We start from the raw sequence: 25,900 nt of genomic DNA on the forward strand, positions 1-25,900 counted from the left end.
CACTCCCAAGCACCGGAGATCGCCCGCAACAATTCGCTTTGGCAGCTCTGTTTCTGCGGGTTAGACATGTTTACCCATTGAAGCTGTCACCAACCTGTCGCCGGTTTCAGCAAAGCGGAGCGCCATTGAATGCGGGTCTTGATGGTTGAGGATGCAGAGGATCTGGCCGAGGGGGTGACCGCCCACCTGGCCCGTTCGGGAATTGCCTGTGATCTGGCGCCGGACATCGAAAGCGCCCGCGACTGCCGGGCGGTGCAGGCCTATGACGCGGTGATACTGGACATCAACCTGCCGGACGGCTCCGGCCTGTCGCTGCTGCGCGAGATGCGCCTGGCGGGCGACCCGGCCCCGGTGCTGATGCTGACCGCGCTGACCTCGGTGGACGACCGGGTGGCAGCGCTGGATCAGGGGGCGGATGATTACCTGGGCAAGCCTTTCGACCAGCGTGAACTGGAAGCGCGGCTGCGGGCGCTGGTGCGGCGCCAGATGGAGCGGAAGGATGAGCGGATCGTGCTGGGCTGCCTGGCTTTTTCGCCCAGCGACCGCAGCGCCCGGCTGGACGGCCGCCTGCTGGAACTGACCCGGCGCGAGGCCGCCCTGCTGGATATGCTGATCCGCCATCAGGACCGCTACCTGTCCAAAACGCGGCTTTATGACTCGCTCTATGGTTTCGACGATGCCGATGTGGGCGAGAACGCGATCGAGCTTTACATCGCCCGCCTACGCAAGAAGATCGCGGGTAGCGATGTCAGCATCAGCACCCAGCGGGGGGTCGGCTACCGGCTGCATCTGAATGGCTGAGCCGCGCCCGCCGCTTACGCTGGCGGCCCGGGTGCTGGGGGCGGTTCTGCTGATCCTGCTTCTCGGCGGCGTGCTGGTGTCCGGAAGCGCCTGGCTGAACGGTCAGCAGGCCGCGCGTCAGGCCTATGACCGCATCCTGCTGGGCGCGGCCAGAGATATCGCCGAGTCGGTCCGGGTCCAGGAGGGGGTCCCTGCCGCCGACCTGCCGGTTTCGGCTTTCCAGCTGCTGGCACAGGCTCCTGACGACCGCATCTATTATGCGGTGCATGGGCCCGGGCAGGCGTTCATAACCGGCGTTGATCCCGAAAGTGAAGTTCAGGTGCCGCCCCCCGGATCCGGCGGCCCGGATTACTTCGAGGCCCCCCTCAACGGCGAGCCCGCGCGCTTCGTCCGGATCACCCGCCGCTTCGCGGAGCGCAGCTTCTCCGGCCCCGTCGAGGTTGTGGTCGGCCAAACCCTGCGGGCGCGCAAGGCGATGACATCGGATCTGATGCTGGATGCGCTCCTACCGATGGCAGTCGCAGGTCTGGCGCTGATGGCAATGGCCTGGCTGGTGATCCGCACCGCATTGCGCCCGCTGGAGGACATCACCGACGATTTGGCGCGCCGCGACCCCTATGACCTGACACCAATTGCCACGGGCCGCCTTCCGCGGGAACTGCAGGTGGTGCTGGGCGCCATGAACCGGTTCATGGGGCGGTTGGACACTCAGGTCGAGGCGATGCGCAATCTGATCTCCGACACTGCACACCAGCTGCGCACGCCGGTGGCCGCAATGCGCGTGCAGGCGGAAACCGCGGTGGCCGAACCCGGCGAAGCCGCCCGCCGCCGCGCCCTGGAGCGGCTGCTGGCGCGCACCCGCTCGCTGGGCAGGCTGCTGGATCAGCTTCTAAGCCGTGCGCTGGTGGCGCATCGCACCGACAGCGCCCCGCGGCGGCCCGTCGACCTGCGCGAGGTCGCACTGGAGATCATGGAGCGCGATGACCACGCATTGCTGGCCCCCGGCAGCGACCTGCGGCTGGAGATCGGAGAGGACCCGGTGATGGTGCTGGCCGATGCCTTTTCCCTTGGCGAGGCGGCCGGAAATCTGCTGGGCAATGCGCTCAGGCACGGCACACCGCCGGTCGCCATAGGCGCAGAGCAGCGCGGCCGCGAGGCCATCCTGTGGGTGCGCGATGCCGGCCCCGGCCCGGCGCCCGCTGTTACGGAACAGCTCGGCAGCCGCTTCAACCGCAGCGCCGGCACCCAGGAGAACAGCACCGGCATCGGCCTGTCGATCGTGGCTTCCGTGGCCGCTGCCTTTGGCGGCCGGGTAGAGATGGCGAACGAGGACAGCGGCTTCCGCGCGGCCCTGGTTCTGCCCGCTGCGGAGGAGAAACCATGATGCGGGCCTGGCAGATGCTGTTGCTCATCGCCGCTCTGCTGCCGGTTCCCGCCGCCGCGCAGGAGGCGGCCGTGCGATACGGCAGCGGCCCGGTGCCTTTCCTGATCCGTTCCACCACCGACAACAGTGTCATCCAGCCGGTCATGGAACGCTTTGCGGAATTGAACCCGGATCTCACAATCACCTACGAGCAATGGGGCTCAAACGCTCTTTTTGCCAGGAGCCGCGCGGATTGCCGGGATGGCAGCCCGCCGGCCGACGCGGTGCTGTCCTCGGCCGTGCAGCAAATGGTCTGGCTGGTCAATGCGGCCTGTGCGCAACCGCACCGCTCGCCCGCAACAGTGGTACTGCCGCCATCGCGACGCTGGCGTGACGAACTGTGGGGGATCACCACCGAACCGGCAGTGATCGTCTACAACAAGCGGCTGCTTGATGGCGCCGATGTGCCGCGCAGCCGCTTTGCCCTGCTGGATGCACTGCGCGCCAAACCCGGCCTCTACCGCGGCAGGATCGCCACCTACGACATAGCCGCCTCCGGTCTGGGTTACCTGTTCGCCTACAGCGACAGTTTGGAAGCCACCACCTTCGGCGCGCTGATGGAGGGCTTTGCCCGGGTCGATGCCGTGGCCACCTGCTGTTCCGCCGAAATCATCGCTGGCGTTGCGGAGGGCCGGTTTCTGATCGCCTACAACGTCTTGGGATCCTATGTTGCCAACGCCTCCGCACCGGAGGTCGGCACCATTCTGCCAGAGGACTACACGCTGGTTCTGTCCCGTGCCTTTATGATCCCCAAGCACGCCGCACAGCGGGGCGCATCTGCAGAGCTGCTCGATTTTCTGCTGAGCGCCGAGGCGCAAGAGATGCTCGTCAAAGCCGGGCTCGTCGCCGTGATCGAGGAGACCGGCTCCGGGCTTACCGCCAGCGCCCGCCGATACATCCCTCTATCACCGTCCCTGCTGGTCGCGCTCGATGCCAACCGGCGCGCGCTTTTGCTCAAGTTCTGGAGCGATACCTTTGGCCAGGGCGCCACACCCTGAGCAGACTCAGGCCTTTTCACTCGCCGGAGTTCAGGCTGGGCTTTGAACTCCACGCCACTGGCGCCTCGATGCTGAAGATTTTCAACGTCCAGTGACTGACAGGACGCTGCCGCTGCGGCATTCGCGCGATTGCCTTCCGCGCGCAGCCATGCTGAGGTGCGCGCAACAGAAGACCTCTCAGGGAGACATACAGATGACCGACGCCCCGTCTTATGGGTTTGACACCTTGCAAATTCACGCCGGCGCCAAGCCGGACCCGGCCACCGGCGCACGGCAGACACCGATCTATCAATCCACCGCCTATGTCTTCCGCGATGCCGAACACGCGGCCGCATTGTTCAACCTTCAGGAAGTCGGCTTCATCTATTCGCGGCTGACCAACCCCACAGTTGCAGTACTGCAGGAGCGCCTTGCGACGCTGGAGGGCGGTGTCGGCGCAGTCTGCTGCTCCTCCGGCCATGCGGCGCAGATCATGGCGCTGTTCCCGCTGATGGGCCCGGGCTGCAACGTGGTTGCCTCGACCCGTCTTTACGGCGGCACCGTCACCCAGTTCAGCCAGACCATCAAGCGCTTCGGCTGGTCGGCGAAATTCGTCGACACCGACGACCTGGATGCAGTGAAGGCGGCAATCGATGAAAACACCCGGGCGGTGTTCTGCGAATCCGTGGCCAACCCAGGCGGCTATGTGACCGACATCCGGTCGCTTGCTGACATTACCGATGGCGCCGGCATTCCGCTGATTGTCGACAACACTTCCGCCACCCCTTACCTGTGCAAACCCATTGAACATGGTGCAACTCTGGTCGTTCACTCCACCACCAAATACCTCACCGGCAATGGCACCGTGACCGGCGGCTGTGTCATTGACAGCGGCCAGTTCGACTGGTCCGCGAATGACAAGTTCCCGTCGCTGTCGGAGCCGGAAACCGCCTATCACGGCCTCAAGTTCCATGAGACATTCGGGCCGCTGGCCTATACTTTCCACGGCATCGCAATCGGCCTGCGCGATCTTGGCATGACGATGAACCCGCAAGCCGCGCATTACACGCTGATGGGGGTCGAAACCCTGTCTCTCAGGATGCAGCGGCACTGCGAGAACGCCCGCAAGTTGGCCGAGTGGCTGGAGAATGACAGCCGCGTCGATTATGTGACCTATGCCGGGCTGCCCTCCTCCCCCTATTACGAGCGCGCCAAGGCCTGCTATCCCAAGGGCACCGGCGGCTTGTTCACCTTTGCCGTCAAAGGCGGCTATGAGGCCTGCGTCAAGCTTGTGGATTCGCTGGAGATTTTCAGCCATGTGGCCAACCTCGGCGATACCCGCTCGCTGATCATCCACTCGGCCTCAACCACGCACCGGCAACTGACCCCGGAGCAGCAGGAAGCAGCAGGTGCCGGTCCGAATGTGGTCAGGGTCTCCATCGGCATCGAAGATGCGGACGATCTTATCCGCGACCTGGATCAGGCACTGGCCAAAGCCTGCGGCTAAGGCCTGCCCCACCTTAAAGGAAAGGCCGGGCACCCAGCCCGGCCTTTCTGCGTTTGATGTTACTCGCTACCCGGCACAGTCATGTCGAACACAACTGAGACATTGTGGGTAAAACTCAGTTCCCCGGCCTCAATCGGCATCGCGTCGCTGCGGGCCATTTCCATGGCCATCATCGGACGGCCGCCGCCGCCGCCATGCTCTGTGATAGAGCGCACCGGGCCCAGTTCCATGCCAGCGGCATCCGCCAGCTGCTGGGCTTTGCGGATGGCATCTTTAACCGCCTCGCCGCGGATCTGGTCAATCACTGCGGCGGGATCAGACACCGCGAAACTCAAGCCCTGGAACCGGTTCGCCCCTGCAGCCAGAACCTTGTCCAGAACCGGTCCCAGACCATCCAGATCCCGGACCCGCACCATCAGCGTGTTCGAGGCCTCGAAACCGGTAATTTCGCGCCGCCCGCCACTGTCATAGGAACGGTCCTGCGACCAGACAGGGCGCATGGATATCTGCTGGGTCTGCATGTCCTCGGCGGCGATGCCGCCCTCCTTGAGCCGGGCGATCACCGTCCCCATGGATTGTGAGACTGCAGCCATGGCGGCAGCGGCTTCCTCGGCCTCCTCCGTCACGCCCAGAGTGATCGTTGCCAGTTCAGGCGGCACCTGCAGGGTGCTTTCACCGTTTACGGTAATCTGGCGCGGCGGCACGGTTTCGCTTGCGGCCAGAGCGCTTGCGCTCATCGATAGCATTAGCGCCGCTGCCAGAAGTTTCTTTGCCTTCATGCTGAAAAAGCTCCTTTTCCGAATGCCCTTTAGATGGGGACGGCAAACCGCCGCCCGCAAGAGCCAGAAGATGTCTTTTCCTTTAACTCGGCAGGTTCCTGCTTTAAGGTCCGCAGCAAAACACCGGGCGCGCTATGCGCCCCCGGGCAGTATGGATTTGGATGGTTTGACCCAAAGCATGAAACCGGCCTTTGCTCTTTCGCTTTCCGCCGACGGGATCGCATTGATCTACCGCGCAGAGGACGGCTGGAGGAGCGTTGCCAGCACTCCATTTGACACAGAGGACCTTCCCGCCGCATTGGCCGCAATCCGGGCTGATGCTCTGCGGCTGGCGCCGGACGGGATTTACAGCAAGCTGATCCTGCCCAATGACCAGATCCGGTATCTGAGCATTGAAACCGGCGGCCTGCCCGCCGGAGAACGGATCGCGGCGGCACGGCAGGCGCTGGAAGGCGCCACACCCTATCCGGTGGACGAACTGGCCTTTGATGTTTGCGCTGACGGCAGTGTAACCCATGTGGCCGCAGTGGCGCTGGAAACGCTGGATGAGGCCGAGACATTTGCGGTTGAGCATGGCTTCGGGCCTGTCAGTTTCGTGGCGGTGCCGGAAGACGGTGTTTTCCAGGGGGAGCCGTTCTTTGGCACCACCCGGGCGATCCGCGGAACCGAGGTCGAACCTGACAATACCGTGGTCAAAACAATCGGTGCGTTTCAGCTGCCCGATCCTGTGCCAGCCGATGATGTTGAAGACCCGGCTGATGCTAGACTTGAACCTGAAGAAGAATTCGTCTCAACCGCCTCTTCAGAGGAAGCTGCAGAAGCGGAAGAAATGTCTGGATCTGACGAGGAACCAGACACCCCGAAGACGCCCATCCTGCTGGAACGGCCGGATACGCCCAAGGAGGCGGAATCCGATCAGCCACCCCTTGCAGCGATGCCAGCAAGCGTACCGCCTGCACCGCCTGCCGCTTTCGAAACCGGCAGCACTCCAGCCCTGGAGGCCGCAAAGCCGGATATGCCAAAAGACACCAGCCCCCGGGTTCCGGCGAACTTGCAAGGAAGCGAAGCGAATTTCACTTCCAGGCCGCCGCCTGTGGCGAAACCATCGCCCTTGATTCTGACTGAAAGACGTTCAAGTGCCGCAAGTCCTGCAGCGGCGAAACCGCTAGGGCCGGCAAGCGCCGCTACCGCAGCGGAAAAGCCCGGACCAACGCGAACGATTCCGCCCGCACCGGCCGCCTTGCGCGCGCCGTCTCCTGCCGCGCCGGTCCAGCCGCCGAAAACTGCACCGAAACACAAAGCAGCACCCGGCGGCAAGCGGCGTTCACTTGGGCTTGCCTTGACAGCCGCACTGCTCCTGACGGCAGTGGCCGCTTGGGCGCTGTTCCGCGAAGACGGTTTTCTTGCCGCGCTGACGGAAACCGGCAACGATCTTTCCCCTGCCCCCACCATCAGCGGCAGCGAATCCGCTTCATCCCGGCTTTCCGGCGAAACCGGGCCTGCAGAGGATATTGCACCGCAGGTCAGCGTGCTGGCGGATCAGCCGGACCCAGGTCTCGCCGATACCGGCCTCCCTGAAGTCAGCAGTTCGGACGCGGAACCCACAGCAGAAGATGAAGCCGCTGCTGACGGCGTCGAGCCGCCGGAAGAAGGAACAGATACTGCCTTCCTGGATCCGGAGGCCCTGCAGCCTGGTGCCACAGACACGCAGGTTTCCCCCGAACTGGACGAACTGGCCCTGGCCGCACGCTACGCGGCGACCGGCGTCTGGCCAGTGGCGCCGGAACTCGGCGGCATCCCGGCAGCGGCCGGTCTGGAAGAGCTTTACACTGCGTCTGTCGACCGCACCGAATTTGCGGCTGACGCTGTGGCCCTGCCAGATCCCCGGTCCTATGATCAGGATGACGCGCCGTCTGCAGTTGCCTCCCCTGCCGCAGCAGGATCGGCCTTCGATCTGGACGCACGCGGGCTGGTCAAGGCAACACCGGAAGGGGCACTCAATCCAGATGGAATCACCGTTTTTCTTGGCCGCCCCAAGAAGGTTCCGCCGCCTGCGCCAGATCGCAGCGACCCGGCCGCCGAAGCGCTGGCAGAAGAACTCGCCCGAAATCAAGTTCTGTCGCGCAAGCGGCCCAAGGCCCGTCCTGCTAACCTTACGGAACAGGTTGAACGAACTCAGAACGGCGGCCTCAGCCGCGCCGAACTGGCCAGCCTGCGACCGCGTCACCGGCCCGCAAGCCTGAAACCGGCAGAAGAAGAACTACCCGTCACCGCGCAGGCCATCGCGTCCTCGGTCGTGCCGCGCGGCCGTCCTGCCAATTTCGCCAATCTGGTCGACCGCGCCCGCCGTAATGCGCAGAACCAAGTGCAGGTTGCCGCTGCCGTTCCTGCCGCCGCAGCGGCAACCCCGCCGCGCATTCCGACCAGCGCCTCTGTCGCCCGCCGCGCCACCGTCAGCAACGCCCTGAATCTGCGAAAGCTGAACTTGATCGGCGTCTATGGCACAGCCGCCAACCGCCGCGCCCTGGTGCGCCTGCCTTCGGGCCGCTACAAGAAGGTGCAAGTCGGCGATCGCATCGACGGCGGCCGGGTGATCGCCATTGGCGAAAGCCAGCTTCAGTATCAGAAAGGCGGCCGCAACCGCACCCTGACAATGCCCAAGGGCTAAAAGAGAAAACTGAACACACCAGGCATCCTGCGGCATTAGGCATCCCTGTTGCTGGCTGCATGGCAAGCAACAGCACTGTTGTCCGCCTGCAGGCGCCAAAGCCAGCATTATTCAGACGCAAGAAAGCCAGGCCTGCATGACAGACCCGGCTCAGTCAGTTCCTCAACCTGCGCTTATTCCGCGGCCTGGATCTCGCCACTTTCGATCTGCTCGCGCTCGATCGATTCAAATAGCGCTTTGAAGTTGCCCTCGCCAAAGCCGTCGTCGCCCTTACGCTGAATAAACTCAAAGAAAATCGGCCCGATCACGGTCTTGGAGAAGATCTGCAGCAGGATGCGGGTCTCGCCGCCGTCCACCACGCCTTCGCCGTCAATCAGGATGCCGTGCTTCTTCATCCGGTCGAGCGGCTCGTCGTGGCCCTGCACGCGCTCTTTGGACATCTCGTAGTAGGCGTCGTTGGGGCCAGGCATGAACTTCAGGCCCTTTTCTGCAATCGCATCGGTGCTGGCGTATATATCCTCGGTGCCAACCGCGATATGCTGAATGCCTTCGCCGTTGTATTTTTTCAGGTACGACACGATCTGCCCGGTTTCGCCGCGATCCTCGTTGATCGGGATCCGGATGCGGCCGCAGGGCGAGGTTAGCGCGCGGCTGAACAGACCGGTGAATTTACCCTGAATGTCGAAAAAACGGATCTCCTTAAAGTTGAACAACTCTTCGTAGAACTTGAACCACTTGTCCATGTTGCCCTTGTAGACGTTGTGGGTCAGGTGATCGAGGTAGTAGAAGCCGTCGCCGCGGGGTTTGGACTGCTTCAGCCACTCAAATTCCTCGTTGTAGGGCGAGGTGTCATAATACTGGTCGATGAAGTAGATCAGAGAACCGCCAATGCCCTTGATGGCAGGCACGTTCATGACCTTACCAGGGCCTTCGTAGGCTTTCGCGCCTTTGGACACGGCATGTTCAAACGCCTTTTGCGCATCAGCAACCCGCCATCCCATAGCCGGGGCGCAGGGGCCGTGTTCATCCACGAATTTTGCAGCAAAGCTCTTTGGGTCGGCATTCAGGATGTAGGTGACATCCCCCTGCTGCCACAGTTCCACCAGAGGCTGGCCCTTGCGGTGGCCCGTCAGTTCATAACCCATGCGGGTGAACAGAGCCCGCAGCTCTTCCGGATCCGGGCTGGCGAACTCAACAAATTCAAAACCATCCGTGCCAGCCGGGTTTTCCGGCGTGATTTCGGATTTCGGGGCGTTATGCGGGAAAGGACCCATCGCGCGTCTCCTTCATATCATTCGGGACAATGTGATTTCTTGAATCAAGAATACCGCATTCGTAGCGCAAATATTCCGCATACTTACGCACCAGAAGCTTGATGTATGCGCAATTGCCGCATAATTTTGCCCATTGAAAGGAATGCCGCGCATGATCGATCCGACCGACACCAAACTGCTCGCGGCTCTGCAGAAAAACGCCCACCTGACGGCTCAAGAACTGGGAGAGATGCTGAACCTGTCCCCCAGCCAAGCTGGCCGGCGGCGGCAGCGGCTGGAGGCAGAAGGCTACATCGAGGGCTACGCCGCCCGGCTCAACCCCGCCAGGCTGGGGCTGGCCGTTCAGGGATTCGTGCAGGTGCACCTGAGCAGTCATGGACCGGAACAGTCGAAGGGATTCGCCCGACTGGTGGCCAGCCAGCCGGAAATCACATCGGCCTGGACCATGACCGGCGAGGCCGATTACCTGCTGCGCGTCTATTGCACCGACCTTCAGGCACTGAACACGCTCATCCACGAAATTTTGCTGCCCCATCCCGGTGTTGCGAGGGTTCAAAGCCAAATCGTGATGGCACAATTAAAACGCGACGCGCCGCTGCCGACTTAACCAGCTGGGAAGGTTTTGGACTTAAAGGTGAACCGACGATCTATGTAACCCAAAGTGGAACCCTTCCGTGTCCTTTGTAGACCGCCGTGTTGAAACTCGCCCAACCAGCGGCGAGGCCCCGTTTGGCCTCAATGAGGTGTTTTTTTCCCGAACCGACAGCCGCGGGGTGATCCGGGCCGGCAACTATGTGTTCCGCCGCGTCGGCGCCTATCCCTGGGAAGAATTGATTGGTGCGCCGCACAAAGTGATCCGTCACCCGGACATGCCCAAGGGCGTATTCTCGCTGTTCTGGGATACCATCCAGCGCGGTGAAAGCATCGGTGCCTACGTTAAGAACAAGGCCAAAGACGGGCTTTACTATTGGGTCTTCGCCGTGGTGGTCCCCTGTCAGGACGGCTATCTGTCCGCCCGCATCAAACCAAGCAGCAAGCTGTTCGAAGACGTGCGCAGCCTATACGCCAAAATGCTGAAGCGCGAAAAGGAAGAAGGCGTCAAGCCGGAAGAAAGCGCCCAGCATCTGCTCGACTGGCTCAAAGGCCAAGGCTACGAGAACTATCATCAATTTGCAGCCCATGCTCTCAGCCAGGAACTGATCGCACGGGATCAGGGGCTGGGGAACCAGACGCATGCCCGGATTCAAGAGCTGTCAGGCATGCTGCAGGATGCCGAAAAACTGGCAGAGGAAACCGATGGACTGATTGCCGATTTCGATGCCATGCACACCATCCCGCATAACCTGCGGGTGCTGGCCTCACGCATCGAACCTTCGGGCGGCCCGGTGACAGTCCTGTCCCAGAACTATGGAGCCATGTCGCGGCAGATGTCCGATTGGTTCGGCGCCCACGTGATGGGTGAGAACAGCAACTTCGCCAAGATTAAGTCGTCGGTGAACGACAGCCTGTTTGTCGAAGGCATGGCGCGCGTGCTTATTGAATGCGACAACCAGCTTCAGAAGGAACGTCGCGAACTTGGCAACCCCGACATGGAATCCGAGCGCAAGATTCTGGGTGACTTGGTGAAGGAGCAGGTGAAACGGTCTGAGGACGGCATGAAGGAAGTGGATGAGGAAGCCGCACGCATCACTGGCGCCTGCCAGATCATGCACCGCCATTTCCTGGGCCTCAGCTCGACCAGGGTACTGCTCAAGATCGAAAGTGCGCGGCTTACGGATTCCGGCGAAACCCTGGCTGACATCATCGACCAGCTCGGCGGTTTCCAGGAACGGATTTCACGGCGGCTGGATAGGATCGCAAAACTCAGCGAAGACATCCGTATGCTCGAGCAGTAGCGCCACGCAGGCGCTCAATTGCCATAACAGCCTGCCCTGCCGCTCTAAAGCCATTGCCAAGGTACCGGCGGGCTTGCGATACCTGTTTTATGGAAGAGTTTTTCTATCAGGCAACCATTTACCTCGGTGCTGCGGTCATCGCAGTGCCGCTGGCGGCGCGTCTCGGTCTGGGGTCGGTGCTGGGGTATCTTGCGGCCGGAATCGCGATTGGCCCTGTGCTTGGCTTGACCGGCGCGGAAACTGAGGATCTTCGTCATTTTGCCGAGTTCGGCGTGGTGATGATGCTGTTCCTGATCGGGCTGGAGCTTGAACCCCGCGCGCTTTGGGCGATGCGGGACAAGCTGATCGGCCTGGGCGGCATGCAGGTTACCGCTTCGACAGTTGTTTTGATGGGCGCGGCGATGGCCATGGGCCAGCCATGGCATGTCAGCCTGGCGGTGGGCCTGGCGCTATCGCTGTCATCCACCGCGATTGTGCTGCAGACATTATCGGAAAAGGGGCTGATGCAGACCGGCGGCGGCCGCGCGGCATTCTCGGTGCTGCTGACGCAGGATATCGCGGTGATCCCGATTCTCGCCTTTCTGCCGCTTCTGGGCACTTACGCCATTCCGCAATTCTCTGCCGACGGCTCCATCAGCCGTGAAGCTGCGGGCGGGCATGGCGGCGGGCATGGCTCCTTGTCACTGGTAGAGGGGCTGCCCGGCTGGGCCGTGGCGTTGGTGACCCTGGCTGCGATCGCCCTCATCATCCTGGCAGGCATCTACCTGACCCGGCCTCTGTTCCGCTTCATTCACGCCTCCAACCTGCGCGAGATGTATACGGCACTGGCGCTGATGATTGTGGTTGGCATTTCCTTCGTGATGACCCTTGTCGGCCTGTCTCCGGCGCTTGGCGCCTTCCTGGCGGGCGTGGTGCTGGCCAACTCCGAGTTCCGGCACGAGATGGAAAGCGACCTCAACCCATTCAAGGGACTTTTGCTCGGACTGTTCTTCATCACCGTGGGGGCCGGCATCAATTACCGCCAGTTCCTGGCCGACCCCGGCGATCTGATCGGGCTGGCGCTGTTGGTGATCTTCGCCAAGGGGGTGGTGCTGTTTGCTGTCGGCCGTGCCTTCGGGCTGCGCCGGCGCCGGCTGTGGCTATTCACCCTCAGCCTGGCACAGGCCGGGGAATTTGGCTTTGTCCTGCTGGCATTCTCCACCCAGCTAAACGTTATTCCCGCGGCGCTGTCAGAGAAACTGCTGCTGGTGATCGCGCTGTCTATGCTGATCACTCCGCTATTGTTCATCGCCTATGATCTGCTGTCCAAGCGCATGGGAGAGCCGCTGCAGGCACCTGAACCGGACGAGATCGACGAAGAAGGGCCGGTGATCATCGCGGGCATCGGCCGTTTCGGGCAGATCGTCAACCGGCTGGTGCAGGCCAGCGGCTTCAAGACTGTTGTACTTGATCACGATATGGAAGCGGTGCAATTGATGCGCCGCTTCGGGGTCAAAAGTTTCCTCGGCGACCCCACCCGCCCAGAACTCCTGAAGGCCGCAGGCATTGCAAAGGCCAAAGTCTTTGTGGTGGCGCTGGACGACCCGGAAGGCGTGGTGAAGATGGTGTCTTATGTTCGCCGCGCCTATCCTGACTTGCACATCATCGCCCGCGCAAAGGATCGCAACCACGTCTACGAGTTGTACCAGGCTGGCGCCGACGACATCGTGCGGGAATTGTTCGACAGCTCAGTCCGCGCGGGCCGCTATGTGCTCGAAAACGTCGGCCTCAGCGAATATGAGGCGGCACAGGCGGCGCAGACCTTCTACAATCATGACCGCCAGAACCTGCGCGATCTGGCGCAGCACTGGATGCCAGGTGTGCCGGCCAGCCAGAACCCGGCGTATATTGAGCGGGCGCAGGAGCTGGAAAAAGCAATCGAAAGCGCGATCTTCGAGATGGCTGAAAGAAAGCGAAAGAGGTCGTCGGAAGCCGCAGAATAATAAAACCCCGGCATCAAGCCGGGGTTTTCCGTTTCATGGCATAGTCCAACGGATCAGCCGTCCGAGACCCCGGCCTCGGCAAACGTGGCCATGCCGCTGTGGCAGGCAATGGCGCCCTTCAAGATCTGGATCGCCAGCGCGGCACCGGACGCTTCGCCCAGGCGCAGGCCCAACGACAACAGCGGCTCCTTGCCAAGTTTTGCAAGCAACGCTGCGTGCGCGCCTTCCGCGCTTTGGTGGCCAGCAACCGTATGGTCCAGCGCGCCATCCGCCGTCTGCAGCAGGCACGCAGCCGCCGCACAGCAGATGAACCCGTCGAGGATCACCGGAATGCGCAGCACACGGGCCGCGGCTATGGCACCCGCCATGGCCGCAATCTCCCGCCCGCCGAGACAGGCCAGCGCATCCAATCCGTCGCGGATTGCATCCCCATGCAGCGCCACACCCTCGGCAACCACACGGGTTTTGTTGGCGAGACCCGCGTCGTCCACACCGGTGCCGCGGCCGGTCCAGTCCGCGGCCTCACCGCCGAACAACGCGCAGGCCAGGGCTGCTGCCGGGGTGGTGTTGCCGATCCCCATTTCGCCAACCACCAGCAGATCCGCAGACGGATCCACAACGTCCCAGCCAGTCTTCAGCGCCGCCAGCAAATCTTCCTGGCTCATCGCGGCGCCTTTTGTGAAGTCGGCGGTCGGGCGGTCCAGCTCCAGCGCATGCACGTCCATACGGGCCCCGGCCAGCTTGGCCAATTGGTTGATGGCAGCGCCGCCGTGCTCAAAGTTGATCACCATCTGCGCCGTCACTTCTGCCGGGAATGCCGAGACCCCCTGCTCGATCACTCCATGATTGCCGGCAAACACAATCACCTGGGGTGCTGTGATTTCAGGCCGGTCGCTGCCCCGCCAGCCGCTGTACCATACCGCCAGATCCTCCAGCCGCCCCAGTGCGCCCGGCGGTTTTGTCAGCTGGCCATTGCGTGCCGCCGCACCGGCGACAGACGCTTGGTCCTGGGCAGGCGCGCCAGCCAGTGCGGCGCGGAAATCATCAAGGGAGGAAAGCTGTGGCAGCATGTGAAAGCCTCGTTGCATCTGAGTGGTGGACGCGGATAAAGCGGATGGACCCTCTTTAACCGCTAGCAGCCCCGCCGCAAGCACTGCAATAGGCCCGCGAATGCCAAAAAACGACATACTGCCAAAAGACATCCTGCTGGCACTGGTGCTGCTGACCCGGCTGCCGCTGCCGCAATTGCCGCCGCAAGCATTCCAGCGGCAGGCCAAAGCGGTTTGGGCCTTTCCGCTGGCAGGTCTCGCTGTTGCACTGCCCGCAGCACTGCTGGCCTCTCTGACGCTGGCTGCGGGACTGCCCGCACAAGTGGCAGCCGGTCTGGCTTTGGCCACACAGATCCTTCTGACCGGCGCCATGCATGAGGACGGGCTGGCAGATACTGCTGACGGGTTGTGGGGCGGGTTCAACCGCGAGCGGCGGCTTGAGATCATGAAGGACAGCCGCATTGGCGCCTATGGGGTGATTGCGCTGATCCTGGGGCTGGGCCTGCGCTGGAGCGCCCTGTCCGCACTGTTTGCAGCTGCTGGGGTCTGGCCGCTGCTGGTGCTGGCGATGATGAGCCGAGCGGTGATGCCCGCGCTGATGGCGGCTCTGCCCAATGCGCGGGCGGCGGGTCTGTCGCAGGCGGTGGGCCGCCCCCACGCCCTGCCCTGCCTTCTGGCGGCCGTTCTGGCAGTCGCCCTGTCGCTGCTGCTGATCGGCGGTGCGGCCATTGGTGCGGCCCTGGCAATGGCTACTGCCACAGCCGGGCTGGGCGCGCTGGCGAAGGCCAAGATCGGCGGCCAGACCGGCGACATCCTGGGAGCATCTCAGCAAATTGCCGAAATTGCCGGCCTGCTCAGCCTGCTTGCTATCTGCCGTTAATCCGCCTTCAATAAAGAAAAGGCCGCGCCCTCACAGGCACGGCCCTTCGGTTTTGGATCGGCGCGGGGATTAGGCAGCGCGGGAGGTGAGGACCTCATCCACCTGCTTAGCAGCCGCAATCTCATCATTACCGGAAACGGCAGCCACTTCACGGGTCAGGCGCTCCAGTGCGGCCTCGTACAGCTGACGCTCGGAATAGCTCTGCTCGCGCTGGTCGTCGGTGCGGTGCAGGTCGCGCACGACCTCTGCGATGGAGATCAGATCGCCAGAGTTGATCTTCTGCTCATACTCCTGGGCGCGGCGCGACCACATGGCGCGTTTGACCTTGGCCTTGCCTTTCAGCGTTTTCATCGCCTGGGCAATCACGTCCGGCGAGCTCAGCGAGCGCATGCCCACTTCGGTCGCCTTGTTGGTCGGCACCCGCAGGGTCATCTTGTCCTTTTCAAAGGTGATCACGAAAAGCTCCAGCGCAAAGCCGGCCACTTCCTGCTCCTCAATTGAGATGATCTGGCCGACGCCATGCGCCGGGTAGACCACATAATCATTGGGGCGGAATTCGAGCTTCTTCGACTTGGTCATACAGGTTCTTCCTCACTCATGGCCGGGCGGCACCGGCACTGTGGCGGAAAAAATCTCCAGTCCCGGTCAGTTCAGTTTGACCAGCTCTCAGGACACTTTCTCCGCAGAAATACCGCCCATTATGCGCGCCACTGCTACGGCGCACCGGGGGCGGACTCCGATTGTTTATGTCTATTGTGGTTTAAGTATACCATAAAAAAGGGCCGCCTGAAAGGCGGCCTGCTGGCAAGGGGCTGTGAAAACCCGAAGCAATACGGCGGTTTTCCGCACAAATGCGGCATTGCCGTGCGAGGCAGAGAATCAGCCGCCTTCGCCGGGCGCCTCGGAGAAATACTTCTCCATCTTGCCTTCTTCGCCGTCGCGCTCCTCATACCCGGGCATCGGGTCTTTCTTGGACACGATGACCGGCCACAGCTCGGCGTATTTGCGATTGAATTCAACCCATTTGTCCATGTCCGGCTCGGTATCCGGGCGGATTGCGTCAGCCGGGCATTCCGGTTCGCAAACGCCGCAGTCGATGCATTCATCGGGATGGATCACAAGGGTGTTCTCGCCCTCATAGAAACAGTCCACCGGGCACACCTCGACACAGTCGGTGTATTTGCAGGCGATGCAGTTTTCCGTCACGACATACGTCATTGTACCGAGTCCCGTTTTCCGTTTGCGCCTAGCTAATCCAGACGCGGCTGCACTTCAAGGCGTCAAAAGCCCTCGGGCTTGCGGGTAAGATCAAGCGCCCTGCGGGCTTTTTTGTCCGGACGGCCTTTTCCCTCGAACTTTGGGTTAGCTGGAACTTTTTCCTGCTTTTCCGTCATGTCTGAGTACAGCGCCTGAGCCTCCGGCGCCGGTCCGCGGCGCTCGCCTATGGCCTCGACCCGAACGACGCGGATCACTTTGGCCTGGGCGAAGGTCAGAACGTCACCCGGGGCGACGTTCTGAGCCGGTTTCAGTGCCTTGCTGCCGTTCAGCCGCACATGACCCGCGCTGACTTGCCTAGCGGCCAGGCTGCGGGTCTTGAAGAACCGCGCATGCCACAGCCACTTATCGATGCGGATCTTGAGCGCGCCGTCGGCCATGGCGCGATCAGTCGCCCTGCTTCAGCCCCATCAGCGCTGCGGCAAAGGGGTTGTCAGGATCGATCTGCTTTTCCTTCTTGGCAGGGCGCGAGGAATAGGTCTTGGCCCCCTGATCCTGGCGCGGACCGCCCTTGCGGCCCGGTTTGCCCCGGCCGCCATCACGGTCGCCGCCTTTTGCACCGCGCGGCTTACCCTTGCTTGCCGGCTTGCCATCGCCTTGCGGGCGGCGGTTCTGCTGGCGCTGACCGCCCTGGCGTCCGCCACGGTTGCCGCCCCAGGTGAAGGTAAAGAAGACCTCGACCTCAGGTTCTGCATCTGCATCAGCAACTGCGTCAGCCTTGGCTTCAGTTGCCTCTTCAACAGGTGAAGCCTCAGCCTCAGCCGGTGCTTCCGGAGTTTCCGCAGCAGCTTCGGCAACGGGGACTTCAGCAGCGGTTTCTTCTGCTGCAGGCGCCTCTTCAACCGCTTCAGCAGGTTTCGCCTCAGCCTCAGCCGCAACCGGCTTCACCTTTTCGCGCTCACCCTTCTCAGCCTTATAGCCCAAGCCCTGCATCAGGTCGGCAAACTGTTCCAGCGTCATGCCGGTGATCGACAGCATGTCGGCCTTGGCTTCAAAGCCGCCGCGGCTGTCTTCGCTGCGCAGCATGTCTGCAAGACGCTCCAGCATGTCGATGCGGATCATCCGCTCGCCTGCCGCGCGGTAGCCGGACATGGTGTCATAGCCCTCGGGCGCATCCTTGATGGACGGCACGGTGACCAGCCCCGGGGGCGGTGCCTCCGGGAAGTCCTGCAGGCCATTGGCCAGCGACCACAGCACCAGGCGCAGACGGGTCGGCGCCGGCTTCAGCAGCAGCGGCATGAAAATGGTGAACTGACCGAAACGGATGCCATGTTTGCGCAGCGCGCCGCGGGCGTCCTGGTCCAGGTCCTTCACCTCTTGCGCAACGCTTGCACGCGGCAGCACGCCGAGGTTCTCGACCATGCGGAAGGCAAAGCCGCGCGCGAGGCCGGTCAGTTCTTCGTCTTTCTGCAGATTCAAAAGCGGCTCGAACAGCGCGTTGATCTTTCGGGTGATGAAATGCAGCAGGCGGCGTTCAACCTTCTGGGCCACATCCGGCCCTGCGGCCTCATCCACGAAAACCTCGATCTGCGGGTTCAGCGCATCGGCGCCGGCAACCAGCTTACCCACCGCATGCTCGCCCCACATCAGGCCGCCCTGCTCGGTAAAATCGATCTCGGTATCGGGCGCGTTATAGAACCGGTCCGCACGCAGATGGAATTGCGGCGCCAATGCCTGCAGCGAGGCCGCCTTGAGGGCCTTTGCCTCGGTGCCTTGCGCAGCTTTGTCCGGGCTGAACCGGAACCCCTCCAGACGGCCGACGAATTCGCCTTCGACCGTCACTTCACCCTTGTCATTCACTTCGGCCAAAAGGGCCTCCTTCTGTTTGAGCCGCCGCAACAGCACAGACGTGCGCCGGTCCACAAATCGCTGAGTCAAACGCTCATGCAGAGCATCTGACAACCTGTCTTCTACAGCGCGCGTCTCCCCGCGCCAATGGCTTTCGTCACGCAGCCAGCCATTCCGCTGCGCGACATATGTCCACGTCCGGATAAATGCCAGACGCTTGGACAATGTGTCGATGTTTCCATCGGTGCGGTCAATCCGCTTTATCTGGCGGGCCATCCAGTCGTCCGGCACCACTCCGCCGCCGTGCAGATGCTCGAAAATCACCCCCAGAAGCGACGTGTGTTCGGCATGGCTGATACCGCGGAAATCCGGGATCCGGCAGACGTTCCACAGCAGTTTCACCGACTGCGCGTTGGTGGTGCGCGAGATGACGGCGGATTCCCGCGACAGCATCTTCAGCGCGCCCAGATCATCGGCTTCACGCGCCTTGATCAGGTTCTCGTTCGAGGGGCTTGATTCGAGCGAGTTGATCAGCGCCTCAACCGAGCCGAATTGCAGATCGGCAGAGCGCCAGTTGAGTTTCTTCAGCGGCGTGAACTGATGGTTCATGATGGCCGATGCGGTGCCCTCATCCAACGGCCGTGCATCACCGGTTACGCCAAAGGTACCGTGGCTCATCCCTCTGCCGGCGCGGCCTGCGATCTGCGCCAGTTCATTGGGAGCCAGCGGCCGCATCCGGCGTCCGTCGAACTTGGTGGTGGAAGAGAAAGCCACATGGTCGATATCCAGATTCAACCCCATGCCGATGGCATCGGTCGCCACAAGGTAATCAACTTCACCATTCTGATAGAGCGCCACCTGCGCGTTGCGTGTCCGGGGGGAGAGCGCCCCCATCACCACCGCTGCACCGCCTTTCTGGCGGCGGATCAGCTCTGCAATCGCATAGACATTATCAACCGAAAACCCGACGATTGCGGTGCGGGGCGGCATTCGGCTTATCTTTTTCGAACCTGTATAGACTAGATCGGACATCCGGTCGCGACGGACGAATTCGACACCCGGCACCAGCGCCGAGATCGGTCCGCGCATGGTGTCTGCGCCCAGAAACAGCGTCTCATGAGTGCCGCGGGCGCGCAGCAGCCGGTCTGTGAACACATGGCCGCGCTCCGGGTCGGCGCAGAGCTGAATTTCGTCGATGGCCAGGAAATCGCAGCCCATGCCCTCCGGCATCGCCTCCACGGTGCAGATCCAGTACTGCGCCCGCGGCGGCACGATGCGCTCCTCGCCGGTGACCAGCGCCACGACTGACGGGCCGCGCGCCGCCACCACCTTGTCATAGACTTCCCGCGCCAAAAGGCGCAGCGGAAAGCCCATCACCCCGGTGCGGTAGCCCAGCATCCGTTCGATGGCATAGTGGGTTTTGCCGGTGTTGGTCGGGCCCAGAACGGCCACGATCCGCGATGCGCTTGCCATAACTTCAGCCCCCGCGCCCCAGCGGGGCTTACAGTTCCCTGCCCTCAACCGAGGGCCTCAGACGTTCGAGGGCGCTGCTTACTTCCTCGTGGTGCGGATGTATAGCCTTGGCGCGCTGGTAGGCCTCATAGGCGCGCTCCGGCTGGCGGAACTGCTCAAACACCACGCCCAGCGCATAAATCGCGTTGTAATCCTGCGGGTTCAGCGCCAGTGCCCGTTCCAGGTCCGCGATAGACGGCCCGTAGAGCCCGATCTCGAAATAGACCCGCGCGCGTTCATACCAACCGCGGGCAAAGCCAGGCGCGTGATCGGTCAGCGCGGTCAGATGCTCCACCGCCTCCTGCAGGTCCCCGCGCTCCATCGCATCGCGCCCCCGCCGCAGCAGCAGGTCCATTGAAGGAGAGCCGCTTCTTGCCCACAGCGCCTGCAACTCGCGGTCAATCGCGGCGGCCTCAGACGCTTCCGCCTGCGCCAGGTCCTGCAGCAGCACGTCGGCGGACAGCACCTGCGCAGCGCTGCCGAAGGGCAGGCACAGCGCAGTCATGGCCGCCGTTGCCGCCACGATAGCTTTGAGCTTTGGGAAATTTGCCACCATGATGCTCCCAGTGTAATCCCGCGCGCTACATTTACCAGTAATAGCTGCTATGGCTTCACAGGTTTGTGCTATAAGGCGCGCAAAACAGATTGAGGATCAAGATGAGCGTTACCCTTGAACAGGCAGCTGAGGCCCTGAACGGCAAACTGGATGCAGGCGAATTCACCGCCTCCGCCAAATTCCAGATCGAAGGCCTGGGCGCCATCATGCTGGACGGCTCCGGCGCCCGCGTCGCCGATGAAGAGGCCGACGTGACCATGTCTGCGGACGCCGACACCTTTCAGTCGATCCTTGAGGGCGAGCTGAACCCGACCGCTGCGTTTATGTCCGGCAAGCTGACCATCGACGGCGATATGGGCACGGCGATGCAGCTCGCCTCTGCGCTGGCCTGATGGACGGCGCTCCGGTGGACCTCCAGCCCGCCCCCTTGTTTGCGGAGATCGCGCAGGGACCGGCAGGCGGCGAAGCCCACTGGGTGCACACCTCAGATGGCCTGCGCATCCGTGCAGGCCATTGGCGTCCGGAGGGGAAGGCAAAGGGCACGGTCCTGCTGTTCCCCGGACGCACGGAATATATCGAGAAATACGGACCCGCCGCGGCCGAGTTCGCCGCCCGCGGCTATGCCACCCTGACCGTGGACTGGCGCGGCCAGGGGCTTGCCGGGCGGATGCTGGCAGAACGCAGACTGGGCCACGTCGGCCATTTCACTGATTTTCAGAAAGATGTGCAGGCGCTCGCCACTCTGGCCAAGCAGCTGGACCTGCCCCGGCCCTGGCACCTAGTTGGACATTCGATGGGAGGCGCCATCGGCCTGCGCGCCCTCATCGAGGGTCTGGACGTCAACTCCTGCTGCTTCACCGGCCCGATGTGGGGCATCCAGATCCCGCCGCTGATGCGCCCGCTGGTTCGCGCCCTAGGCGGCATCGCGCCATTTCTGCGCCTGGACGAACGGCTGCTGCCGACCACCGCGCTGGAGCAATACGTGCAGATCACCCCGTTCGAGGGCAACACACTGACCACCGATCCCGAGATGTACAAGCTGATGCACGCCCAGCTGGCAGCCCAACCGGATCTGGCGCTGGGAGGCCCCACCATCCAATGGCTGCGGGTCAGCCTGGAGGAATGCGCGAAACTGGAACAGATGCCCTCACCCGCCCTGCCCTGCATCACCTTCCTCGGCACCGATGAACAGATCGTCAGTCCGGCAGCGATCCGCAGCCGCATGGACCGCTGGCCGGGCGGTGAACTGGACCTGATCAAGGGCGGCCAGCACGAGGTCATGATGGAAACCCCGGAAATCCGCGCCCATGTGTTTTCCCGCATGTGCCGCTTGTTTGATCAGTACAGCAGCTGACCCCCGTTGCCTGGGCTGCGTACGCCCTGTTTACGTGCTCATTACCTGAATATGCCATTCTCTTGCGGCCCGGCATCCGCCTGCTTGTGATCCCGCAAGCACGCCCTTAGATGTTGGATCAAAGAATTTCTCATGACAGGAGCCCCCATGTTCCAGCTTCCCTTCCCCGTCCGCGACGCAAACGCCACTGCCGGTTCCGGCGGCCTTGGCGATCTGCCGGAATGGGACCTCAGCGATCTGTATGCGTCTGAGGACGCCCCCGAACTGGCCCGCGACTTGGAATGGCTGGAAAAGGAATGCGCTGCCTTCGCCGCAGATTACGAGGGCAAGCTCGCTGATCTGGATGCGGACGGGCTGCTGACCTGCGTGCAGCGCAACGAGAAGATCAACAACATCGCCGGCCGCCTCATGTCCTTTGCCGGCCTGCGCTATTATCAGCTGACCACCGACGCCGACCGCGCGGCCTTCCTGTCCGATTGCCAGGAGAAGGTCACCATCGCCACAACTCCGCTGGTGTTCTTCACGCTGGAGCTGAACCGGATCGAAGACAGCGTGATGGACGCGCATCTGGCCGCCAACGCCGAACTTGCCCGTTATGACAGCGTGTTCCGCCGCATCCGCGCAATGAAACCCTATCAGCTGTCGGATGAGCTGGAGAAGTTCATGCACGACCTCGGCATCGTCGGCGACGCTTGGGAAAAGCTGTTTGACGAGACCATCGCGGGCCTGACCTTCACCGTGAACGGCGAAGAGCTGAACATCGAAGGCACCCTGAACCTGCTGACCGAACAGGACCGCAGCAAACGCGAGGCCGCAGCGCGCGAGCTGGCGCGCGTCTTTGCCGAGAACATCAAGACCTTTGCCCGCGTCCACAACACCCAGGCCAAGGAAAAGGAAATCATCGACCGCTGGCGCGGCATGCCCAGCCCGCAGACCGGCCGCCACCTCTCCAACGACGTGGAGCCGGAAGTGGTCGAAGCCCTGCGCGAGGCCGTGGTTGCCGCCTACCCCAAGCTTTCCCACCGCTACTACGAGCTGAAGCGGAAATGGCTCGACCTCGACGTGATGCAGGTCTGGGACCGCAACGCGCCGCTGCCGCTGGAAGACACGCGTACTATTGGCTGGGACGAGGCGGAAAAGACGGTGATGGAGACCTATAACGCCTTTGATCCCCGCATGGGCGAGATTGCCGCGCCGTTCTTCTCCGATGGCTGGATCGATGCGGGCGTGAAACCCGGCAAAGCCCCCGGCGCCTTTGCCCACCCCACCGTCACCAACGTGCACCCCTATGTGATGCTGAATTACCTCGGCAAGCCGCGCGACGTGATGACCCTGGCGCATGAGCTGGGCCACGGGGTGCATCAGGTGCTGGCGGCGGAACAGGGCGAAATGCTCTCCTCCACCCCGCTGACCCTGGCGGAAACCGCGTCCGTGTTCGGCGAGATGCTCACCTTCCGCAAGATGCTCGACAAGGCCGAAACCAAGGAGCAGCGCAAAGTGCTGCTGGCGGGCAAGGTCGAGGACATGATCAACACAGTGGTCCGCCAGATCGCGTTTTATGACTTCGAGTGCAAGCTGCACGCTGCCCGCGCCGAAGGCGAGCTGACCCCGGATGACATCAACGCCATCTGGATGTCGGTGCAGGCCGAATCCCTGGGCGAAGCGTTCGAGTATATGGAAGGCTATGAAACCTTCTGGGCCTATATCCCGCACTTCGTTCACTCACCCTTCTACGTCTACGCCTATGCATTCGGCGACGGTCTCGTGAACGCGCTTTACTCGGTCTACGCGTCAGGTGCCGAAGGCTTCGAAGACAAGTATTTCGAGATGCTGAAGGCTGGCGGCTCCAAGCACCACAAGGAGCTGCTGGCGCCCTTCGGCCTGGATGCCACCGACCCCAAGTTCTGGGACAAAGGCCTCTCCATGATCTCCGGCTTCATTGACGAGCTGGAAGCGATGGAAGACTGATGCCGATAGCCTTGCGCCCGGTGTCCCGCGAGGAATTTGATCTGGTCGCCCATATTCAGGTGGAACCGGATCAAATCCGTTTTTCCGGCACCGTGGCGCAGGCCTTTGAAGAAGATGAGGACGGCGTGGATTTTCATGCCATCCTCAACGGCAACCGTGCGGTTGGCTTCTTCAAGACCGACCGGCTGTATCACGAGACCTATGATTTCGCCGGGGCGGATGACCTGGGCCTGCGCGGCTTCATGATTGACCACATCGCGCAGGGTAAAGGCATTGCGACCGCCGCCGTCGCGGCCCTAAAAGCATATCTGCCCACCCACTACCTGGACCACCGCGCAGTAGTTCTGACAGTCAATATGCAGAACCCCGCCGCTGTCCGCTGCTACCTGAAGGGCGGGTTTGAGGATACAGGAGGCATCTACCCGTACGGCCTTGCCGGACCCCAGCACATCCTGCGGATGGCTTTGACGAAACATCCCGAGACTCAATGAAACGCATTCAAAAATTTAAAAAGGCAATATTTTAAATATACTTCCATATAGTTATCGCGACCCTGATTTCGGCGATGTCCGTAAAACCGCTTATGGCCGACGGCATTGAAGGAACATGGGAATGCAAAATTGGAAGCGCAGTTAAGACAACAATCACCTACACCGACGATGGCTTTTTCACATCAAGCTTTGCTGGAGATGGGATCAGACAGGGAGTGCGTGTCAAATCCGCAGGGCAGGTCTCTGGGATATGGTCCCTATCCCAGGACAGCCTGATTGAACACACTAATCACGCTGAATTGACAGAGTTCAAGGTATTCGGAAAGGAAAAGCAAGAATTGGACGAGGCAAATGCGTTTCTAGATGACCTGATAGGTCAAACCAACGTTTCGGATGTTCTAAAACTTAACCGTCGGCAGATATTGCTTCAGGATGCCCGAAACCGTGTCCACTGCAAGCGATTACAGTAGGAAACCTTGGTTTCTTGGGCATTGGCTGATTACCAGGCGCTCAAAGCCAAAGGCAGCCCCCCGCATAACTCGGGAGGCCGTTTAGTATCAAGCGAGCCGTCTACTGATGCGGGAAGTAATCCTCGCAGTCGCCGTCGCGGTACACATCCGCGGTGCAGCAGTGCAACCCGCCGCCAAACGCATAGGCGTCGCGCAGCTCGACCTCGACCACTTCCATGCCCAGCTTGTCCATCTGCTCAGCCTGATAGACCTCTGATTTTTCGACGCAGACGGTTTTCGGGTCCAGCACCAGCACGTTCATGCTGAGCCAGGTGGAGGAATAGCACAGCGGCGGCGGGGTGTTGTGGGCGGGCTGAGCCGCATCAACAATATCCCAGCCGTTCTTGTTGAACATCGCGCGCTGCTCCTCCGGCAAGCGGCGCTGCGGGTTGTTCAGGATCAGACCCGGGCGCAGAGGCGTGAAGGTCGCGTCGATGTGGATCGGATAAGGGTCGCCCGGGAAATTCACTGTGTGCACCCGGTGATCCGGGAAGTGGCGGCGCAGCCATTCGATGCCTTTGAGGTTGGTGGTGAAGCCATGCTGCACGACCAGATCCTTGCCGAACCGCAGCACGTCAGCGGCGTCGAACAGCGGCTCTTCCTCAGTGGTGACAAAGAACTTCTCTGCCGCCCATTCCAGGCGCTTGGCGACACCGATTTTGTCGCTGAGGTAATCGGGGTGGTAGTCGGCATCCGTCAGGCGCGGCTTGGGGGCTGCCTCGTGGCGAAAGTTCGGATCCTCCTCCCAATACTGCTTCAGCAGCGGCCGGTAGTTCAGGTATTCGAACCAGCGGCAGCGGTAGGACATGGTTGCTTCCAGCATCTCATGGCCGACGGTCAGCAACACGTCGCGCGGCGGCATGCACCCGAACTGGCTGTCGGTGTGGAAGTCCGGAGTCGTCACCGGCTGCGAATGGTCGATGGAGACCGGGCGGTCCACCCGGATATCCCGCTTGCGCAGCTGATCGGCGAAATTATCCAGCAGTTCGTTGGCGCGGTCGATGGCTTCCTGCGGGCGGCGCCCCCACTGGCCGCGCATGTCGCTGTCTTCCGGCACCTTGGCATCCAGCGCGGGCTCTTCCGGCGGGATATGGCAATCATCAGCGCGGCCCACGATCACATGGCGCAGCGTGTCCCATTCATTCCAGCTTTTGACTTCAGTTTTCTCCGGCGACCAGGCCATGGATGCCTCCATTGTTAGGGAGGCAAAGG

General features: G+C 62.1%; 23 protein-coding genes. 14 read left to right on the plus strand and 9 right to left on the minus strand.

Annotated elements, in window-relative coordinates; genetic code table 11:
* Positions 1 to 129: 129 nt before the first annotated feature.
* The 4 genes from RA26_RS03475 (at position 130) to RA26_RS03490 (ending at position 4,708) form a co-directional block, all read left to right on the plus strand.
* Positions 130 to 801 carry a response regulator transcription factor gene (locus RA26_RS03475; protein ID WP_039179743.1) on the plus strand — a complete coding sequence of 224 codons (672 nt, stop codon included), beginning with the start codon at positions 130 to 132 and terminating at the stop codon, positions 799 to 801.
* Positions 794 to 2,185, plus strand: a complete 1,392-nt coding sequence (locus tag RA26_RS03480; protein WP_039179746.1) for a sensor histidine kinase — start codon at positions 794 to 796, stop codon at positions 2,183 to 2,185. The genes RA26_RS03475 and RA26_RS03480 overlap by 8 nt, the downstream gene beginning before the upstream one ends.
* The gene (locus tag RA26_RS03485; protein WP_039179749.1) at positions 2,182 to 3,222 is read left to right on the plus strand and encodes an ABC transporter substrate-binding protein; all 1,041 of its coding nucleotides are present in this window, start codon (positions 2,182 to 2,184) and stop codon (positions 3,220 to 3,222) included. Before RA26_RS03480 ends, RA26_RS03485 begins: the two co-directional genes overlap by 4 nt.
* A gap of 193 nt (positions 3,223 to 3,415) precedes the next feature.
* A complete protein-coding gene (locus RA26_RS03490; protein ID WP_039179752.1) occupies positions 3,416 to 4,708 on the plus strand; it encodes an O-acetylhomoserine aminocarboxypropyltransferase/cysteine synthase family protein in 1,293 nt (430 codons plus the stop codon).
* Between the two features lie 59 nt (positions 4,709 to 4,767).
* Here RA26_RS03490 and RA26_RS03495 read toward each other — a convergent pair whose 3' ends face one another.
* On the minus strand, positions 4,768 to 5,487 hold the full coding sequence (locus tag RA26_RS03495; protein ID WP_039179754.1) for an SIMPL domain-containing protein: 720 nt from the start codon (positions 5,485 to 5,487) through the stop codon (positions 4,768 to 4,770).
* 178 nt (positions 5,488 to 5,665) lie between these two features.
* Here RA26_RS03495 and RA26_RS03500 point away from each other — a divergent pair, with 178 nt between their 5' ends.
* A complete protein-coding gene (locus RA26_RS03500) occupies positions 5,666 to 8,155 on the plus strand; it encodes a hypothetical protein (protein ID WP_039180052.1) in 2,490 nt (829 codons plus the stop codon).
* Positions 8,156 to 8,328: 173 nt separating this feature from the next.
* Here RA26_RS03500 and hppD read toward each other — a convergent pair whose 3' ends face one another.
* Positions 8,329 to 9,429, minus strand: a complete 1,101-nt coding sequence (hppD, locus tag RA26_RS03505) for a 4-hydroxyphenylpyruvate dioxygenase (protein ID WP_039179757.1) — start codon at positions 9,427 to 9,429, stop codon at positions 8,329 to 8,331.
* Between the two features lie 151 nt (positions 9,430 to 9,580).
* Here hppD and RA26_RS03510 point away from each other — a divergent pair, with 151 nt between their 5' ends.
* From RA26_RS03510 to RA26_RS03520, 3 genes are all read left to right on the plus strand, one after another.
* The gene (locus RA26_RS03510) at positions 9,581 to 10,036 is read left to right on the plus strand and encodes an Lrp/AsnC family transcriptional regulator (protein WP_039180055.1); all 456 of its coding nucleotides are present in this window, start codon (positions 9,581 to 9,583) and stop codon (positions 10,034 to 10,036) included.
* Positions 10,037 to 10,103: 67 nt separating this feature from the next.
* Positions 10,104 to 11,324, plus strand: a complete 1,221-nt coding sequence (locus RA26_RS03515; RefSeq protein ID WP_039179759.1) for a PAS domain-containing protein — start codon at positions 10,104 to 10,106, stop codon at positions 11,322 to 11,324.
* An 89-nt stretch (positions 11,325 to 11,413) separates the two neighbouring features.
* Entirely contained in the window at positions 11,414 to 13,306 is a 1,893-nt protein-coding gene (locus tag RA26_RS03520; protein ID WP_039179762.1) for a cation:proton antiporter domain-containing protein, read from the plus strand.
* Between the two features lie 53 nt (positions 13,307 to 13,359).
* Here RA26_RS03520 and cobT read toward each other — a convergent pair whose 3' ends face one another.
* Positions 13,360 to 14,376 carry a nicotinate-nucleotide--dimethylbenzimidazole phosphoribosyltransferase gene (gene cobT, locus RA26_RS03525; protein WP_039179765.1) on the minus strand — a complete coding sequence of 339 codons (1,017 nt, stop codon included), beginning with the start codon at positions 14,374 to 14,376 and terminating at the stop codon, positions 13,360 to 13,362.
* A gap of 100 nt (positions 14,377 to 14,476) precedes the next feature.
* Between cobT and cobS the strand changes: the two genes are divergently transcribed.
* Positions 14,477 to 15,235, plus strand: coding sequence for an adenosylcobinamide-GDP ribazoletransferase (gene cobS / locus RA26_RS03530; protein ID WP_039179768.1), 759 nt, complete (start codon positions 14,477 to 14,479; stop codon positions 15,233 to 15,235).
* A 69-nt stretch (positions 15,236 to 15,304) separates the two neighbouring features.
* Here the strand turns inward: cobS and RA26_RS03535 are convergent, their stop codons facing one another.
* The 5 genes from RA26_RS03535 to RA26_RS03555 form a co-directional block, all read right to left on the minus strand.
* Positions 15,305 to 15,814: a CarD family transcriptional regulator gene (locus RA26_RS03535; protein WP_019294694.1), complete on the minus strand. Its 510-nt coding sequence runs from the start codon at positions 15,812 to 15,814 to the stop codon at positions 15,305 to 15,307.
* Between the two features lie 300 nt (positions 15,815 to 16,114).
* The gene (gene fdxA / locus RA26_RS03540) at positions 16,115 to 16,453 is read right to left on the minus strand and encodes a ferredoxin FdxA (RefSeq protein WP_019294695.1); all 339 of its coding nucleotides are present in this window, start codon (positions 16,451 to 16,453) and stop codon (positions 16,115 to 16,117) included.
* A 62-nt stretch (positions 16,454 to 16,515) separates the two neighbouring features.
* Positions 16,516 to 16,890, minus strand: a complete 375-nt coding sequence (locus RA26_RS03545; protein ID WP_039179771.1) for an RNA-binding S4 domain-containing protein — start codon at positions 16,888 to 16,890, stop codon at positions 16,516 to 16,518.
* 7 nt (positions 16,891 to 16,897) lie between these two features.
* Positions 16,898 to 19,771, minus strand: coding sequence for a helicase-related protein (locus tag RA26_RS03550; RefSeq protein WP_039179774.1), 2,874 nt, complete (start codon positions 19,769 to 19,771; stop codon positions 16,898 to 16,900).
* 28 nt (positions 19,772 to 19,799) lie between these two features.
* Positions 19,800 to 20,366, minus strand: a complete 567-nt coding sequence (locus tag RA26_RS03555) for a tetratricopeptide repeat protein (protein WP_039179777.1) — start codon at positions 20,364 to 20,366, stop codon at positions 19,800 to 19,802.
* Positions 20,367 to 20,467: 101 nt separating this feature from the next.
* Between RA26_RS03555 and RA26_RS03560 the strand changes: the two genes are divergently transcribed.
* From RA26_RS03560 to RA26_RS03580, 5 genes are all read left to right on the plus strand, one after another.
* Positions 20,468 to 20,758 (plus strand): SCP2 sterol-binding domain-containing protein, encoded by a 291-nt coding sequence (locus RA26_RS03560; protein WP_039179780.1) that lies wholly within the window; start codon positions 20,468 to 20,470, stop codon positions 20,756 to 20,758.
* The gene (locus tag RA26_RS03565) at positions 20,758 to 21,720 is read left to right on the plus strand and encodes an alpha/beta hydrolase (RefSeq protein WP_039179782.1); all 963 of its coding nucleotides are present in this window, start codon (positions 20,758 to 20,760) and stop codon (positions 21,718 to 21,720) included. The genes RA26_RS03560 and RA26_RS03565 overlap by 1 nt, the downstream gene beginning before the upstream one ends.
* A gap of 147 nt (positions 21,721 to 21,867) precedes the next feature.
* Positions 21,868 to 23,688, plus strand: coding sequence for a M3 family oligoendopeptidase (locus tag RA26_RS03570; protein ID WP_039179785.1), 1,821 nt, complete (start codon positions 21,868 to 21,870; stop codon positions 23,686 to 23,688).
* Positions 23,688 to 24,179, plus strand: coding sequence for a GNAT family N-acetyltransferase (locus RA26_RS03575; protein ID WP_039179787.1), 492 nt, complete (start codon positions 23,688 to 23,690; stop codon positions 24,177 to 24,179). The genes RA26_RS03570 and RA26_RS03575 overlap by 1 nt, the downstream gene beginning before the upstream one ends.
* 92 nt (positions 24,180 to 24,271) lie before the next feature.
* Positions 24,272 to 24,649: a hypothetical protein gene (locus tag RA26_RS03580; protein ID WP_039179790.1), complete on the plus strand. Its 378-nt coding sequence runs from the start codon at positions 24,272 to 24,274 to the stop codon at positions 24,647 to 24,649.
* A gap of 100 nt (positions 24,650 to 24,749) precedes the next feature.
* On the opposite strand, the gene RA26_RS03585 is transcribed toward RA26_RS03580, so the two are convergent.
* Entirely contained in the window at positions 24,750 to 25,871 is a 1,122-nt protein-coding gene (locus RA26_RS03585; protein ID WP_039180058.1) for a serine/threonine protein kinase, read from the minus strand.
* Between the last annotated feature and the right edge of the window lie 29 nt (positions 25,872 to 25,900).

Origin of the sequence: Leisingera sp. ANG-M7, assembly GCF_000813965.1 — a bacterium.
Taxonomy (GTDB): Bacteria; Pseudomonadota; Alphaproteobacteria; order Rhodobacterales; family Rhodobacteraceae; genus Leisingera.